Origin of the sequence: Desertivirga arenae (assembly GCF_017355785.1) — a bacterium.
Lineage (GTDB): Bacteria > Bacteroidota > Bacteroidia > Sphingobacteriales > Sphingobacteriaceae > Desertivirga > Desertivirga arenae.
Map to the genome: position 1 here is coordinate 378,398 of NZ_JAFEWE010000002.1, position 17,368 is coordinate 395,765.

Consider the following 17,368-nt stretch of genomic DNA (forward strand, 5'->3'; position numbering starts at 1 on the left):
TATGTCAATTCAAATCATCCGCGTGGCTGCGGGGAAGAACAGTACCCTCAGTCACCTTTATATCAATCGAATTTTCCAGTGCTTCCTTTTAGAAGACAGCATACGGAAAGAAAAGATCCCGGGCATCACCTGCATTCCAGAAGGACACTACGAGCTGAAGATCAACTCTACAGCAGGAATGAACCAGCGGTACAAACAAGCCTATCCAGGCTTGCACAAAGGCATGCTGGAGATTGCTGGGATCCCCAACTTCACTTTGGTATTTATTCATATCGGGAATTATGTTTCAGATACCGCTGGTTGTCCCTTAACCGGGCACTCCTGGGCTGTGGTAAAGGGAGATTTTCAGGTACAGCAATCCGCATTCGCCTATAAGGAAGTGTATCCCCTTCTGTTGAAGATGATCGCTAGCGGAAATGCACGGCTAGAAGTGATCAATCATATACAAACCTATCTAAATTAAAACAGCATGCAGATAGACATCAATATCAGCCTTCTTCTAGGGGGCATTTTATCCCTGCTTTTCTCGCTCATCGCCTTTTTTGCCCGGCAACTGCATAGCGATGTGCAGAAGATGGAGCTGAACCTTTCGGAGATCAAGCTGGATACAGAGCTGATCAAGGCCAACACCCAGTCGGAAAGCAGCCGCACTGCCGAGCGCATTAACCTGCATGAGAAGCGCATCGAGCAATTAGAGCATCGTTTACTTAAATACTAGGAACATGAAAAGAAAGCTTAACATCAAAACGAGGCTAAAGGAACCCAGTCCCGCCTTTTTCAAAAAAGTGAAGAAAATAGGCCTCCTACTTGGAGCCGCCGGAACAGCGGTACTCGCAGCGCCCATTGCTTTACCAGTCGCCATTACGACCGCAGCAGGGTATCTTGTTACAGCAGGATTAGTAGCCTCGGCAGTATCTGCAGCTACGGTAGAGGGGGAATAAATGCAAACAAGCCTTGATTCGAAGGACAAGGCTTGATCTTTTACCGTCATCCCCTTTACTGGTATGAGCGTCCCGCTTATATCCAGTAAAGGGGATAGCTTACATAGAAGTACGCATTTCAACTATGAGGATTTTATTTAGGATATTTGTCAAGTTCAAAAGATTGGAGATGACACCAACGCAATTCAAACAACATTGGAAATCCGTTGCTGGAAGAGGCAGAAAGTGGATCACCTATCCACCTTGCGAGATTGAACATGTTAATCTTCTGGAAAGCACCAAAGAGTTCCTGAGGGTGGGATTTCCTGTATCAGCAGCACCAAACCTTCACTTCAGGCCTTTAGGAGGAAAGTTATGCACTGCTGAAGAATTTTGCGGATCTCCCCAAAGGGAAGCCCCCAAACACCTTGTTTTCTTTGGCGTTGCTGATCACGATATAATCTGCTTCGATACCGATCATAACGACGAAGTAGTAATTGTTGACTGGGAAAATCTAGAGCTCAAGTTAAAGATTAATAAGAATATTGAACAATTGGCCCAATGCCTGCTGGCCTTTCAATCCTTTATTCATAAGATAACGGTCGAAAATGGAATTGATGGCTATGATGGATCCAACTTTACAGATGAACACTTTATTGAGTTGGAAGAAGAATTCCGCGGTATTAGTCCCACTATTTTTCAGGAAGGCCCCTTCTGGAAAAAAGAGCTTTGGAACTTGCTTAAAGCAAGAAAATAAAAGCGAAGTTTGGCCATATATGGCAAAGTACCTCGAAATACTACCTTTTCAATATCTTAATCACACGCCCTGAGGTATTATCAGGCAGCCTAAGAATGTAGGTTCCGCCTTTTAGCTTTGACAGGTCAACCGATACTACACCGTGAAGGTTGGTATAGTCAGCACTCATAACTTGCTTGCCCTCCAAAGAGTAGACTGTTAGGGTGGTCCTAGTAATGACTTCGCTACCTAAATCTATACTTAAAACATTTTCAAAGGGGTTCGGAAATACATGAAGATCTTCTTTCGGATCTTTAAGCGGGAGTTTGGTAACAGAAATATCAGGTGCAGGTTGACTTACGACCGAATTTAGACTGATAGCCACGGTATAAACTCCGCTTTCGGTAACCTTGTACGACGAATCCATGGCATCAGCAATATTAACCCCATCTTTCTGCCATTGAAAATAATAGCCAGTGCCGGGGCTGGCTTTCAATACAACGTAGCCTCCATTTGAGAAAGTAGTTGGTCCGCTAGCGGTAATTGTTGGTTGAGGTACATAATTAAAACCTGAGAAGCTACCAGAACCCTTTCCTGACTTTAATGTAATATCACCTGATGATCCATCACCCACAATAGCTTCTATAGTGGTGGGCGAAATAACCTTGAATGACTTAGCGGTGATGCCCCCGAAACTAAGAGAAGTAACCCCTGTAAAGTTTAAACCTGTTATAGTAACTGAGGTTTCTGCTTTTGCTGTTGAGGGATTTATTGTAATTACATAGGGAGCCGATGTATTGACAACCGTAATTTCTACATCGTTCGATGCGACCCAGTAGCCTTCAAAAAAAACTTGCACTAAATACCTTCCTGCTTGGGTAACTGTAAGCTTACTTCCGTTTCCTCTTGAAATATTCATTCCGTTCATACTCCAATGGTAGGAGTAACCAGGAATCTCCGCAGTGCGAAGAACTACACTATCACCTGCGACAAAGGTTGTTGGACCTTCGGCGGTTAAAATAGGTTTAGGGATATAGGTAAATCCTGGAAGAGTAAATTTGACTCCGGCCATATCCACTACAATATCTCCGGATACCACGTGGTCGCCTAGTACTACTTCAATATCATCAGGTGCCACTATTCTGGCTGATCTTGCTGAAATTCCTCCAATAGTTACCGACTGAAGATCAGAGAATTTCGTACCTGAAATATGCAAGATAGATCCTTTTCCACCCGCCTTGGGACTAAATCCTTTAACAGATAGTCTGTATTCTTCCATTTTGTTTTTTAGGCAATACACTACCCAATCAGCAAAACCCTCATTAAAATTCAGCGCTTCTGTAGCTCCCGTTAAAAAGATCCTTCCATTTTCGTCTATTGCCATATCGCCCAGCAGGTCTTGATTAAGCGAACTTGACTGAATCCAGGTTGCGCCATTATCACCAAAACTCTTATCCACTGTTCCATCCTCATTTAGTCTATTGACTACCATTTGTCCTTTATTATATCCTGCCCGGCCTTCCTCATAGTTATCTGCCGCCAGTAATATCTTCCCATCAGCCTGCTTAATGATCCTATTGAGATGAGTGCCCTTAAGTCCAATCTTAATCCCCTCATTACCAAAAGTTTTGTCAAACCGTCCCAAACTATCAAACCTTGCCACGAATATTTCCTGGCTGGAAAGGGATCCTCCAACAATTATCTTTTTGTCAGGTTGCACTAAAATAGCCTCAGGACTAACGATCTTATTGTCAGCAATCCTGGTGGCCATTAATCCTTCATTTCCGAGGGTAGAATCGACAAAACCGTTTGAATTATATCGAACAAAAGAAAAAGGTTCATAAGCGTGAGGATATTTTGCCCGGCCGGTTAAAAGTATTTTATCATCCGGTTGAATAGTCAGTCTTCCTGGTTCGTTTCGAGAAGTGCCATTTCCAAGGCTAATATCACCATCGAGTCTCTTCTCCTCTAACACTCCATTAATTCCAAAAGAAAGGTCAACGGAACCGTTTTGAGTTAATCTTGTCAGCTTGATAAGTGATCCGCTGGCACCTACCGCCACCACTGGTTTGCCATTTGATTGAATAGCAATACCTAATGGAAAAGCATACGTCGTAGTATTTATTCTTACTATTCCCTTGTACCCAAAGTTATCATCGAGATCCCCATTAGCTGTGAACCGATAAACTGAACATCCCCCCATAGATGTAAAATAATTATAATTTGGAGCAGCGATATATAAGTTTCCATCCTTGTCCTTGGCCATCGACATATTTTTTTCTGCCCACATTGGAAAATAAGCAGAAACTAAGTTTGGCTCTTCAGCTACCGGGGCATAAGAGATCCCTTCTTTCCCGAAACTTTTGTCAGGCAAACCAGATGGCGCCATCTTCATTAGTGCTATACTATTAAAACTTCCATTTTTAGTATACCCTGCAACATAAACGTTCCCATCTTTATCTGTAAGCACGGTCTGTGCTATTCCTTTTAAATTCTTTTTTCCCGCTCCTACAGCTACTGTAGTTACAGAATTATTACCAAAATTTTTATCAGGGGTTCCGATGGTATTAAAGCAGGCTACAGCAACATAATTTTGCCCATTTCCTAATTCATACCCCGCAACCACAATTTTACCGTTAGCTAATACCAAAGGTACCAATCCTTCTCTTGGCGGGCCTTCGTCAAGGACACTGCTTTGTCCATCACTTCCGAAAGATCCATCAGGCAAACCTTCGGAATCAAATTTTGAAACTGCCATCTGGTGAATACCATTACTGTTTCTTTTTACTCCAGCAACAACTATGTTTCCTTCGGGGTCGAAAATAGATTGATAAGGGTAGAAATTGGAATCGGATAATGTTAGCAGGCACAGGCCTTTGTTTCCCCGAGTAGTAATTAATTTTCCACTTTCAGTACATTGCATGTAAGCCCGCCGCTGCTTGTCAAAATAATTCTCATTGGACCCGGGAAAAAGTTGTACCATGATATTCACTATTCCATTTGCGCCCAGGCTAACTTGAACTTTACCATATTGCTCTGCATCAAAGGAATAAACAAGGCTTCTTCCCCCATTCCCAAAACCCAGATCCCGCTTTCCATCAGCAAGGTAGCGCGCAAGAAAAAGATGCTCCCTGACAAAACCGGCAATAAGTACTTTACCATCTGGTTGTACAGTTATGCTTTTGATGGTAAATAAACTATCTGCAATACTCTGCTGAACAAAAGATCTGTCAACACCCCCTCGAACATCATACCGCGAGATCGTTTTTCCCAAAGGATCACAGGTGTACAATTTACCGTCAGGCTGCACTGCCATGTCCTGAAAGCTTGACATTAAACTTAAATAACGACCTAAATTGAAGGTCGGATCAAGAGTACCATCACTTTTGAACTTACAAATAATTAACTCCTCCTTAAAATTCAATACACTATTTCCCCCCACATAAAAACTTCCGTCGGGCAGTAACACAATTTTACTTGGAACATCATTATCATATACAGGCGTATATACCACTCCACCAGTTCCAAATTCAAGATCAAGCTTCCCATCTGGCTTAAGGCGTATCAAGATAAGATCATTATTATTTATGTTCATTGCCGAACCAGCTATTATGATCTTACCGTCGCTCTGTTCGCAAGCGCTGGTTACTTCGAAATGTGGAAATCCCAGCTTAAACATTGCTTTTCCACTAGTTGCAAAAGTAGAATCTATGGAGCCTGGCTGAGCATTTCCCGAAAATACAGGGAATATAATAATCAATATAAGGAGGGCACGGAAGCAATAACTCATCATTAAGGTTTGGACAAATTATAAAGGTTATACGAAAGCTTCAGGCCGATTGGCCGCAAAATCATCTATATCCTTTTCTAAAACGAATTAAAGATAGAAAAAATCCCTGGGGCAGCCAACGATATACCAAAAGGAGACCAACGGTATCCTCGCGATCTCTCCGGTATCTCTCGCCCTGATCTCCCCGTTCTCTCTGATTGCAAATTTCAGCAAGCAGATAGCAAGGAGATAGCTAGCAGAGACAAAGGTGATATACCGTCGGGATCCCCTTGGATTACCTTTGGAAAAATTTACTATTCCCCCCACGGCTGTGCTAGCTGCTTTAGGTGCAACGGTAAGTTATGGAGTTGATTTTTATTGAAGCGGTGGAAGTAGTAGATAGAAGCCTTGCTGTGCAAAGCGCATAAAAAAAGCCCTGATACTATGAGAGCGCCAGGGCAACCTAAACCTTATCACAATTATTTGTACTGCTAAGGTACGAAAGAGTATTATTAAAAAGCAAGAAAAATTTTAAAAAAAATCACTGTATCCTCTACCCTCTTCAGAAATGCAGCTACTTCAGCATAGATTCTTTCCATACCCTTGTCGTTAACCTCGAAATCCTGCTTGTACCGTGCTCCGGAATAACTTCTCTGCAGCAGCGGGAATAATCGCTACCCGGTAAAAGGAGTTAAAACTTTATATTTTTGGATTTCAACGTATTACCTACTTTCAAACTCAACTGCTTTGAAAAACTAATTGCAGGCTTCTCAACAGCAATATGTAATAAATAAGATATTGGTATTGTTAGTCCTAACAATACAGACAAACCTACAAACCGGGTTAAATAAGGATTACTAAATGCGTAATGAGCGTTAAGGAACTTTAGGGTGTACGGGACCACACACATCAGGATGACCATATGACTCAGATAAACGCTGTAGGAAATTGAACCTAAGAAAACCAATATTTTATTACTCAGAACAGACTGAATCTGTTGAGAACCAATCAGTATGATTAGCAGCAAAGAAGTTCCTAAGTAGGCGGTCAATTTAGCTGTTGTATAAACGTTTAGATTGAACATAAAACTAGCACAATAGATGAAAGCGGCGCTAATCAGCACACCTATTTTAACTTTAAAAGGAATATTCAACCATAACTGCCTTAGCTCATTAGAGTACCTGGCAATGGCAATTCCTATAGTAAAGCCTATTAAGTGAGGTTCAAACCCAAGAAAACCGATCACAACAAAAGCAAATGCAAATAGCCAAAGCGGATTGATCAGACAAATGATAACCAAAAATGGAATCAGGGCCGAAATCAACATTTCTATTTGCAGAGTCCAGGCTTGCGGAATTAAATGCAAAGCAGGATTTTCGTTCACGTTAATAACTAGAGCTGCCTGCTTTAAATAGGACGATTGTTCACCCCATAAGTGATTGATCCAGCGTGACGCTTCCGGAATGGTTGCCAGATGCTCAGGGAAGAAATACTTCTTCGCGATGATACTCAGTGCCAGTACTGCCCAAAAAGCAGGAAAGATTCTAAAGATCCTGGAGATTATGTAAGAACTGTACTCTAATTTATTAATATTCTCGCGATCGCTGAAAAACTTTAAACTAATCACATAACCGCTCAAGACAAAGAAAAATACTACAGCGCCTTCACCGAACCAAAAGGCATGAAATGGCGTCCGATCTAAGAAAGTAAGAGAGTCGGGAAGTAAATATCCCCTTTTGAAATGGGAGAAGATCACTATCAATGCTGCAATGCCTCTGGCGCTGTCCAAATACTCAAGTCTCTGTCTAAGCATGAAGAATAGATAAAATAAGCCAGATTGTACGATCCTGATTAAGAAAGGTTTAGGATGACTAAAGTTAAACTTGAAATTAATTTTTGTAACGCTGAAAAAGAGGGATAGATAGAGGTGTAACCTTGAATAACAAACTTAAATTGAGTAAGAAGTGTGGGAATAAACCAGTTTAACCTGCATTATAAATCCAAAGACTGTATTAGTAATGCAGGTTAAATTTGAGTTAAAAGAACTATTGAAATCAGTTTAAGGACGAAGGGAAAGCAGCTGCCATCTCTCCTAATTTATCTTCACATCTCTCCTCTACCCTCTTTAGAAAGGCAGCTACTTCAGCATAGATCCTTTCCACATCCTTTTCGTTAACCTCGAAATCCTGCTTGTACCGTGCACCGGAATAACTTCTCTGCAGTAGCTGGAATAAGCGTTGCTCTTCGGGGCGTTGCCTGGGGAAAAGAAACTCTTCCTCGCAGAAGCATAAACAAAGATCTTGTAAGCGCCCGAGGCTATGAATATCTGCACGATAACCCATAAATACACGGATCAAAGCAGTAAGCCCTTGTTCCATGGCCTGATGCAGTAAGAACATGCTGATCGTATTATTCTCCTGATCCAGAGAAGAACCTGCGGCTTGCAGAAAGCCTTTAGCCAGATTATTATTGTATTCAAAGCGCAGTGCCACTTTTTCAAATACCTTTTCCACATCAGGTTCGATATAAGGGACAGTTTCTAATAGTCCGTTGCGGGAGTACAGCATTCTACCGTAGCGGAAGACCGAAGTAAAGAAGCGGTTTCCGTTTGCTAGTGCCTGCTCTATCGTTTCCATTCCATGAGCAAGCAGGGTGATCTTCCCTAATTTGAAATGGGCATTCACGTAATCCTGTAACAGATGCTCCTGGCGTTCTATGCTCTCTGTAACTACCATTAGAAAGTAATGACAGTGGCCATTAGTACTTTCGGGATCGAATGTGCTGATATTTGTGGTCATACTCATCCTTTTAGCAAAACAGATTAACTTAACGATGTCGGTTCTAGCAGCAAGGTCGATTACCAGTTCTTTGATCGCTTCCTCTGCTTCGAGGTGGTGAATGGCGAAGGCTTTGACGGGTTTATCCCAGGGAGAAAGAGGAAGATGGGAGGATTCACCGGGTTTCATGGCAGGCCTCCTTCCTTGGTGAATGTGTGATGGATTGAGTGAGTGAATAAATAATGGAATGTGTTCTTTGGACCTGCTTGCTAAGAAGAGGCCGGTAGCAGAGACAGCCTGGTGCCCCTGCTACTAATTCATTTTTCTGTTGACGCATTTTGAGAAAAATAAAAATATAGGCTCAGGTCACCGCGTCAACAGTCGGATAACCGAATATCAGCCGGACTTACACCGGATTGCCTGAGCTTTATTGTTAAGAAAATAATTCGTTGGATTGCTCCAACTGTTGACGCACTGTAAATATGAGGAATTTTTTTAGCTTTCTTCCTCTTTTCGTCAATTCTATTAGTGATTGTTAAACAACAGGAGATTTAGTATGAAAAAATTATTCTATGCCAACGTTTGAAATTAATTTTTTATTAATTTGCGCTACTGTTTCAACGCAGCAATTTTCATAGGTAGATGTGGGGTGGAGTCGAGTCTAATCCCGCTTTTTTTTTCAAATCTGTGTAGTTCCTATTGCCTTCGTGAATGCAGGTTTTCAGCATATCACTTTTGTTCTTCTTTCTCGGTTGATATAAATCTGGCTTCCTACGTGCGCTGAAATGGCTTCTTGCAGTAGTGGACCTACACATTCTTATAGTGCAAATAGATTTGAATAGTGTGGATCTTAATTAAGGGAATGTGAAGAGCCTCAAAATCTCAAAAACTGCGGAATCTTTCTTACTGGCTTTAAAAACGCAGCCAGCTTGGGAAATTTAATTCCATTCATTTTCATTGCTTCCAAGTCAGCCTTATTAGCCTTCATCCTTGCTTCTACAGAACTATTACTCATTCCTCCTGCTCTCATTTTAACCATCAGTTCCGGGAGATAGATTGTCTTCAGTTTGTTTTTGTGCAAGAATCGGATCATTAGTTCATAATCAGCAGCACTTCCCATATCCAGCCGATAATCGCCTAATTTTTCGAATAGTTCCCGCTTAGCATAAAACGTAGGGTGAGCCGGCATCCAGCCCCATTGAAACATCCCATGGTGATAAGTCTTCGACTTCCATTTACGTAGGACTTTGTCAGTATTCTGCTGGTCTACATACCACAGGTCTCCGTAAAGGACATCTGCCCCGCTTTGCACAAATGCATTTGCGATCTTCTCAACTACATTTTCATTTGCAAAAAAATCATCAGCATTTAGAAGCCCCACGACATCTCCTGTTGCCAGTTTTATACCCTTATTTAATGCATCATACATTCCTTTATCTTTTTCTGTAACTATTTTCGTTATCTTTTCGTTGAAGGGGCTTAACATATGGAGAGTGGAGTCCTGTGAAAGACCATCTACAATAATATACTCTATATCTGGATACTTTTGAGAAACGACAGAATTAACGCAATCTTTGATAAAACGCTCTGCATTATAGGTGACTGTAATTACGGATATTTTCAAAATGTTTGTATTATCCCAGCAAAACTCTCAAAAAAATCCGTTAATTTTGAAAATTATATTAAAAAGACTTTAGATCTCCTACACTAATTTATGAAGTTTACATTGAAAGGAAAAAGCAGCTTACTGTTAACATTAAGCATTCTTTTATTATTATCTTCTTGTGCTACCAGGTATAAGAATGCTTTGTTTACCAGTAAGGCAGATGCAGTAATGGATACACTTAAAACTGTGTATGTTGCTAACGATAAGGGACCTGAAGACTTGTATTATAGGATTAAGCCAGGAGATCAAATTTCTGTTCGCAATCTTCAAAATATCGAATTTGGAGCTCAGGGTACCGCAACTGCTGGATCATCTTCAAATAATGAAACTTTATATATTATCGATCCAGAGGGCACGGTGAATCTGCCGGTGGTCGGCAAGGTTCAAGTTGGAGGGTTAACAAGAAGAGAAGCTACAATAAGATTGCAAGAACTTTATTCCAAAACTCTATTTAAAGATCCTATTATCGCAATCAGCATTGTCAACCTGAAGGTAACAATGCTCGGTGAATTTAATACTCAAGGAAATTTCCTTATTGAAAGAGATAACGTATCTCTTATAGAAATTCTAGGACAAGCTGGCGGGCTTACAGAAAAGGCGGATCCGAAAAAGATAAAGATCATTCGTGGAGACAAAAGCAACCCTGAAATAATTTATGTTAATCTAAAGGACATTAATAGTTTGGGAAATAGGAAATTGGTACTCCAAAGCGGTGACATTATTTATGCAGAACCGAAAAAAATATACTCTTCTACGGAAGGTGTGCAAACAGCGATGTCGTTTGTTCAGCCAGTAGTGCTGATTTTGAATACTATTGTAATTATCTATAATCTTTCTCGTTAATGAACAACCCCGAATTGCAGGAAAAAAGAATCCTGGAACAAAAAATAGATTATTCTAAAATATTTAAAATAATTTGGAGCCGATGGTATTGGATAGCAGCTTGCACGATTGTTGCAGCTTTACTTGCATATTTTTACCTCTGGTATACTCCGCCGCAATATTCGACAACAGGGTCTCTAAAGTTTGATGAAAAAAGGACAGAACTGAACGACCTACTATCGAGCAGTTCTAATTTATATAGTAGGAATAATAAACTTCAATCCGAAGGTTTCGTTATCCAATCCAGAGACGTATTATTAAATGCAATAGGTAGATTAGATTACAAGGTTTCCTATCTTTTGAAAGGAAAAGTAAGGACCACAGACGTTTATCCCAACAAACCTTTTCCCATTGAAATTATAAAACAAGATTCTTTAAACTTCATTAGAAAACCTATAGACATCGAAGTTATTGATTTAAAATCTTTTAAGCTGTCTTATAAAGAAGGAAAAAATGAAGTCGAAAGAACTTACAAATTTGGAGACGTCATTCATTTTCCTGGTATAGACTTTAAAATAAAAGGGGATCACTCCGGCTCTACTAAGGGCAACTATTCTTTCAAATTCAACTCAAAGGATGACTTTTTGAGTCGAGCTTCAACAATAATCACGAAGGAAGCTGCAAAGAGTGCCAATGTAATGCAATTAAATTTAACTGACAAAAATCCTCTATTTGCAATTAATCTTTTAAATGCGATTATGAAAGAGTATGTCGATTATGATGTACGCCAGCGAGGAACATCAGCATCTCAAACAATCGACTTCATCGAGAGACAATTAAGTTTTCTATATAATAAAGTGCAGGAATCTGGAGGGGCTTTAGAAAAATACAAGAAAAGTAATAGGCTGATTGATTTATCCTCTAGTACCGAGATTAGTATGTCAAAGTACACCGAACAAGAAAGCCAAAAACAAGCACTCAAACTTGAAGAACTCGCAATTTCGCAACTACAGCAGCAAATAGAAAACAACAAAGATAAGGTTAGTTTAAATTTTAATTTGGAAGGTTCTATAGGTGGTTTACTTTCGGGTTTAGTTGGACAGCTAAATCTTTTAATTGTTGAAAGAGATAAGAAGTTAGTTCAATTTAACGAAACATCTGCCCCTATTCAGCAGCTTGACAAACAAATTGATGAAATTAAGCAAGCTATTGTTAATAATATTCGCCTACTACGGGAAAGAAATCAGAAGACGCAAAGGTACATAGACAGCCAAATTTCGGCGGTTCAGCAAGAACTTAATAATATCCCTAGCGCTGAACGTGATTTTGCAAAATTACAATCTGAATTTGATATAAATCAAAAGGTCTTTTCGTACTTGTCAGAAAAAAGGTTAGAAGCTCAAATTACTAGAGCAGCTGTAGTACCTGGCGCAACTATTGTAGATTTTGCAACAGGGGCATCGGTCATTTCGCCTGTCCCAAGTAAGGTTTATACAAATGCTATTTTAGCAGGCTTCGTGCTGGGAATCGGGCTTATCTTTTTGGTTCGGGTCTTAAATCCCTATATCTATGACCGTGATACAGTCATGACCTATACAGCGACTCCGATTATTGGAGTCATAAGAAAATTTCCAGGTTTCATTGATGAAGATAATAGACAAGCACTATCCCTTCAACAGCCGAAGTCATCATTTGCAGAATCGGTAAGATCAGTTCGGACAAACTTAAGCTTCCTTGCATCAGAGAAAAATTCCAAAGTTATTTGCGTGACGTCTGAAGTTGCAGGAGAAGGAAAATCTTTCGTCTCGGTTAATCTAGCCAGTACTCTTGCTTTGATTGACAAAAAAGTTGTATTGGTTGGAGCAGATTTAAGAAGATCAAAACTACATAGAACATTTAACATTGAAAATAAAAAAGGCCTGAGTTCATATTTATCCAGACAATCTAATCTAGATGCTATTATTCATAAAACCAGTCTAGAAACTTTAGATTTCATTCCTTCTGGTCCAGTTCCACCAAATCCTTCCGAACTTTTACATTCTAATTTAATGCGGGAACTATTAGTAGAACTATCGGAAAAGTACGACTACATTTTGTTAGACACAGCTCCTGTTGGATTAGTTTCTGATTCAATCCCTCTAATCCGCAATTCAGATATTAACATATTTGTAATTAGGTCTGGAACCTCTCGATTCAACGCAGCCACAATTCCAGATAAACTATCAAGCGAATATCACTTGAATAACGTAGTTATCGTGTTGAATGCTTTTGGAGATGACATGCTCTATGGGAACTATTATCAAACGACTTACTATGGGAATTACACTCAGTACTACTATTCAGATTACAATAATACTTATAGTGGCAGTGGCTATTACACAGATAGCAAAAAACCTACATGGTGGCAGTTTTGGAAGAAAGACTAATAATTTTACAACCTTAATCGCTAGTCTTTAAGAACCTAAGAAAGCGGAGATGATTTCTTCGCTTTCTTTTTTACAGAATTATAGAATTATCAAAAAAAGTCCCAAAACATTAAAAAGCTTACTTACTTTTGAATACCAAATAATGAGTTTAGCAAAACAATATTCTGCATTCTGTAATGAGGATATTCAGATAAGGTATATGTGGTTTAATCATCTTAGTAAGACGAGTAATTTTAAGTTATTCTAGGTTACGCTTGATGTACTCATTCTGTAAAATTGAAAGAACAAGACTGCTTAAAGCAATTCTAACGGCAAGATTTGATCTAAGATCGGAGCTTTTAGACAAGCAATTTAAGCATATTTACGAGAAGGGCCTTAAAAACTAATACAACATTGGCAAACGAATATGTGTAGAATTGCAGGAATTATTTCGGGAGAAAAAGAAGCTCCCGAGCTTTATGAAAAGGTTAAATCTATGTGCGATTCTATGCAACACGGAGGACCTGATGATGAAGGTATATTCATCTCTGAACAAGGAAATGTTGCATTTGGACACCGTAGGCTTTCCTTCCTTGACTTGACCTCCTTAGGACACCAGCCAATGACTGATTCGAAAGCTCAGTGCTATATCGTGTTTAACGGAGAAGTTTACAATTTCCTGGAATTGAAGAATGAGTTATTAAGTAAGGGCTATCAGTTCAAAAGCAACTCTGACACAGAAGTCATATTAGCTAGCTATTTAGAATGGGGAACTTTAGCGTTTGCGCGATTTAACGGGATGTTTGCATTTGCCATCTATGACATAAGAAAGCAGCAAGTATTCTTGGTACGAGATTCTGCAGGAATTAAGCCATTATATTATTACAATGAAACAGGAACTGGGGAACTAATTTTTACTTCTGAAGTAAAGGCATTTCTAAATATTGATAGCGGATGGGAGGAGAACCCGGATTGGAAACTTCTACTACTAACCTTTGGGCATATTCCGGAACCCTATACAACACTTAAAAATATTAGATCTTTAGAAAAAGGGAGCTATTTACAGTACGATCTTTCATCAAGATCAATAGTTAAAAGAGAAAAATTTCGAAAGCTTGGTTTCTCTCAGGTAAAAATTAAAACTAAAGCAGAAGCTGAAAGTGCGATAAGAGAGAAATTGCAGGCAGCAGTAGATCGGCACTTGATCTCGGATGCGCCCGTAGGATTGTTTCTTAGTGGGGGAATAGATTCAAGTTTATTAACCCTTCTCGCAGCAGGTCAATTAAAAGATCAGCTACACACACTATCCGTTACCTTCTCTGAACAAGATTTTTCCGAAAGGGAGTACCAGCAAGCTATAATAGAAAAAGTCAACTGCAAACACAAAAACTACACCGTTGGTAAATCTGACTTAGAAAACAACTTAGATGCTATCATCGCTGCTTACGATCAGCCTAGCGACGATGGAATAAATTCTTGGTTTATTTCTAAATGTGCACATGATAACGGTTTAAAAGCTGTACTTTCAGGTTTGGGAAGCGATGAGCTGTTTGGAGGTTATCCATCATTTCATCGGATGGAGCAATTATACCTGTTAAAACATCTTCCATCTTTTGCTCTCAGTATGGCGCGCTCACTTCCCTCCGCCCCTCTTCGCAGGCTTGAATGGTTGCGGATTCAGGGGCCAGTTGGATTATATTTAACAATGAGAGGGCTTTGTACACCGGAACAAGCTGCATCTCTTTGTAACATATCAGTAACAGATGTCGTAAGGAGAATTGGTTCATTAAAATTTCAACCAATGGAAGACGACCTTCAAAAAGAAGAAGCTGCCACTTGGCTTGAACTTAACTACTACATGCAAAACCAGCTATTGAAAGACTCTGATTTTATGAGCATGCAACATGCGCTTGAATTACGTGTTCCTTTTCTGGATCAGGATTTTGTAGATACAGTCTATTCTATAGACCCTAAGCTCCTTTATAAGCATAAAGGGCTACCAAAACAGTTGTTAATTGATTCATTTAAAGACGTTCTGCCGGAGAAAATATGGAACCGGAAGAAAATGGGATTTTCTTTTCCATTCCAGACATGGTTCGGGAAAATGGGTCAAATAAAAGAAGCTGTAAAAGTAACGAAGGCAGGAGAAGGCTTATGGAACGGCTTTGAACAGGGAACGATTCATTGGTCGAAGGTTTGGGCTTATTATTTAACTTTAACATTCAGCAGGTCGTGAAGATCTTAATCTTAAATCTGGTCGCCTTTTCCCATATGGGCGGAGTTGAAAAAGTAAGTCGTATCCTTGCAAAAGCAGGATATGATATTGCAAAAGAACTTGGAGGTAGTATTATGAATTTGAGTATGTATGATACTGGTCATGACACACGCTATTGTCCATCTGAATTTTACAAAGGCTTCGGTAAAGACACATTTAGATTTATATGGGGGGCTATTAAGGAAGGGAGAAACGCTAAATTCCTTATTCTAACCCACATTAATCTGGCCCTTCCAGCGCTATTAATTAAATTGATTAACCCTTCTGTTAAAATCTTCCTTGTTGCTCATGGTATAGAGATTTGGGCACCCCTTAATAAGGTTCAAGCTAAATTATTAAAAGCATGTTATAGAATTTTAGCAGTATCAAAATATACAAAGAAACGAATCGGTGATACTTATCCGGCAATAAAGAATAAGATAAACGTTTTAAATAACTGCCTGGATCCATTTTATGTTCCTGCAACAACCTTCGAGAAGCCCGAATATCTTCAAAAAAGGTACGGTATTAAACCCGATGAAAAGGTGATGATAACCTTATGCCGCTTAGTTTCTACTGAAAAATATAAAGGCTACGATACTGTAATAGAGTCTCTTTCTGAGCTAAAAAAAGATTTTAAGATTAAGTACATTCTTTTAGGTAAATACGATGAATTGGAGTTTCAGCGAATTAGCTCTATTGTAGAACAAGAAGGCTTGCAAGACCAGGTTGTTTTAGCAGGATTTGTAAAGGATGAGGAGCTAGCAGATCACTTTCTCCTTGGTGACCTCTTCATTATGCCTTCAGTGAAAGAAGGGTTCGGTATTGTATTCATTGAAGCGGCGGCTTCTGGTATGCCAGTTATCGCTGGGAATAAGGATGGGAGTGTAGATGCATTACTAGATGGCAAGCTAGGTCCGCTTGTTGAACCTTTTGACAAAAATGATATTAGGCAAGCAATAGCCACCGTATTCCGCAATCCACCTCATCCTCGGACGCAGCAACATTTGGCCATTAATAGTTTCAACTACACAGTTTATAAAGACCGTTTAAAATCATCATTGTTGGAGGAACATAAGCTTTTTACCACTTAAATTATTATAAAATACTTTCTATCAATTCATGCAAAAAACAGCAGAAAAAATATCTGATGAAAAATGGGACTTGGAAATAAAACCCCAAGCTAGCCTATTCAATTTACATTTGAAAGACGTCTGGAACTATCGAGATCTTCTGGGACTTCTAGTAAGAAGGGATTTCGTTTCTTTCTATAAGCAGACTATTTTCGGTCCGTTGTGGTTCTTCATTCAACCTGTCTTCACAACTATTATTTTTACCTTTATTTTTAGCAATCTAGCTGGTATAAGTACCGAGGGAGCTCCCGCGCCATTATTTTATATGGCTGGTACAGTCGCTTGGAATTATTTTGCAGATTGTCTTACGAAAACTAGTACTGTATTCAGGGATAATGCCAACATTTTTGGCAAGGTGTACTTTCCAAGACTAATAATGCCTTTAAGCATTGTATTATCCAATCTGGTTCGCTTTGGAGTGCAATTTTTACTCTTTATCTTACTTCTTGTATATTACATGGTAATAGGTAATAATATTCAACCAAATGGATTCATTATTTTGTTTCCAGTGATTATGTTATCGATGGCATTATTAGGACTAGGCTTAGGACTCATTATTACGGCAATGACCACAAAATATAGAGACCTTGCTTTCCTCGTTAGTTTCGGGGTACAGCTACTTATGTATGCCACTCCTGTAATTTATCCATTATCAGAAGCACCAGAAAAGTATCGTGATCTAATTGCTCTAAATCCATTATCTGGCCTTGTTGAAACCTTTAGATATGGTTTCATAGGCTCGGGGCATTTTTATCCAGGAGCCTTTCTATTTAGTCTTACAACTAGTTTAGTAGTTTTTCTTTTAGGTCTTATTGTTTTTAATAGAGTAGAGAAAACTTTTGTTGATACGGTCTAATAAATTATTGATAATTATCTCATAAGAGTT

At 39.3% G+C, this 17,368-nt stretch carries 13 protein-coding genes; 9 read left to right on the top strand and 4 right to left on the bottom strand.

Features of this window, described 5'->3' with window-relative positions; translation table 11 throughout:
* The first annotated feature begins 1 nt into the window (after position 1).
* From J4N24_RS05610 to J4N24_RS05625, 4 genes are all read left to right on the top strand, one after another.
* On the top strand, positions 2 to 463 hold the full coding sequence (locus tag J4N24_RS05610; protein WP_207532681.1) for a DUF5675 family protein: 462 nt from the start codon (positions 2 to 4) through the stop codon (positions 461 to 463).
* A 6-nt stretch (positions 464 to 469) separates the two neighbouring features.
* Positions 470 to 718: a hypothetical protein gene (locus tag J4N24_RS05615; protein WP_207532682.1), complete on the top strand. Its 249-nt coding sequence runs from the start codon at positions 470 to 472 to the stop codon at positions 716 to 718.
* 4 nt (positions 719 to 722) lie between these two features.
* A complete protein-coding gene (locus J4N24_RS05620) occupies positions 723 to 941 on the top strand; it encodes a hypothetical protein (RefSeq protein WP_207532683.1) in 219 nt (72 codons plus the stop codon).
* 124 nt (positions 942 to 1,065) lie between these two features.
* Complete coding sequence (locus J4N24_RS05625; RefSeq protein ID WP_207532684.1) at positions 1,066 to 1,677, top strand: SUKH-4 family immunity protein; 612 nt, start codon at positions 1,066 to 1,068, stop codon at positions 1,675 to 1,677.
* A gap of 40 nt (positions 1,678 to 1,717) precedes the next feature.
* On the opposite strand, the gene J4N24_RS05630 is transcribed toward J4N24_RS05625, so the two are convergent.
* From J4N24_RS05630 to J4N24_RS05645, 4 genes are all read right to left on the bottom strand, one after another.
* The gene (locus J4N24_RS05630; RefSeq protein WP_207532685.1) at positions 1,718 to 5,416 is read right to left on the bottom strand and encodes a T9SS type A sorting domain-containing protein; all 3,699 of its coding nucleotides are present in this window, start codon (positions 5,414 to 5,416) and stop codon (positions 1,718 to 1,720) included.
* Positions 5,417 to 6,116: 700 nt separating this feature from the next.
* Positions 6,117 to 7,238 (bottom strand): acyltransferase family protein, encoded by a 1,122-nt coding sequence (locus J4N24_RS05635; protein ID WP_207532686.1) that lies wholly within the window; start codon positions 7,236 to 7,238, stop codon positions 6,117 to 6,119.
* Positions 7,239 to 7,479: 241 nt separating this feature from the next.
* Positions 7,480 to 8,391: a HEPN domain-containing protein gene (locus J4N24_RS05640; protein ID WP_207532687.1), complete on the bottom strand. Its 912-nt coding sequence runs from the start codon at positions 8,389 to 8,391 to the stop codon at positions 7,480 to 7,482.
* Between the two features lie 685 nt (positions 8,392 to 9,076).
* A complete protein-coding gene (locus tag J4N24_RS05645) occupies positions 9,077 to 9,826 on the bottom strand; it encodes a glycosyltransferase family 2 protein (RefSeq protein ID WP_242691521.1) in 750 nt (249 codons plus the stop codon).
* Positions 9,827 to 9,916: 90 nt separating this feature from the next.
* On the opposite strand from J4N24_RS05645, the gene J4N24_RS05650 reads away from it, so the two are divergent.
* From J4N24_RS05650 to J4N24_RS05670, 5 genes are all read left to right on the top strand, one after another.
* Positions 9,917 to 10,711 carry a polysaccharide biosynthesis/export family protein gene (locus J4N24_RS05650; protein ID WP_207532688.1) on the top strand — a complete coding sequence of 265 codons (795 nt, stop codon included), beginning with the start codon at positions 9,917 to 9,919 and terminating at the stop codon, positions 10,709 to 10,711.
* Entirely contained in the window at positions 10,711 to 13,116 is a 2,406-nt protein-coding gene (locus tag J4N24_RS05655; RefSeq protein WP_207532689.1) for a GumC family protein, read from the top strand. Before J4N24_RS05650 ends, J4N24_RS05655 begins: the two co-directional genes overlap by 1 nt.
* Before the next feature lie 406 nt (positions 13,117 to 13,522).
* Positions 13,523 to 15,331: an asparagine synthase (glutamine-hydrolyzing) gene (gene asnB / locus J4N24_RS05660; protein ID WP_207532690.1), complete on the top strand. Its 1,809-nt coding sequence runs from the start codon at positions 13,523 to 13,525 to the stop codon at positions 15,329 to 15,331.
* On the top strand, positions 15,328 to 16,443 hold the full coding sequence (locus J4N24_RS05665) for a glycosyltransferase family 4 protein (protein ID WP_207532691.1): 1,116 nt from the start codon (positions 15,328 to 15,330) through the stop codon (positions 16,441 to 16,443). Before asnB ends, J4N24_RS05665 begins: the two co-directional genes overlap by 4 nt.
* Before the next feature lie 28 nt (positions 16,444 to 16,471).
* Positions 16,472 to 17,338, top strand: a complete 867-nt coding sequence (locus tag J4N24_RS05670) for an ABC transporter permease (RefSeq protein ID WP_207532692.1) — start codon at positions 16,472 to 16,474, stop codon at positions 17,336 to 17,338.
* The last annotated feature ends 30 nt before the right edge of the window (positions 17,339 to 17,368 follow it).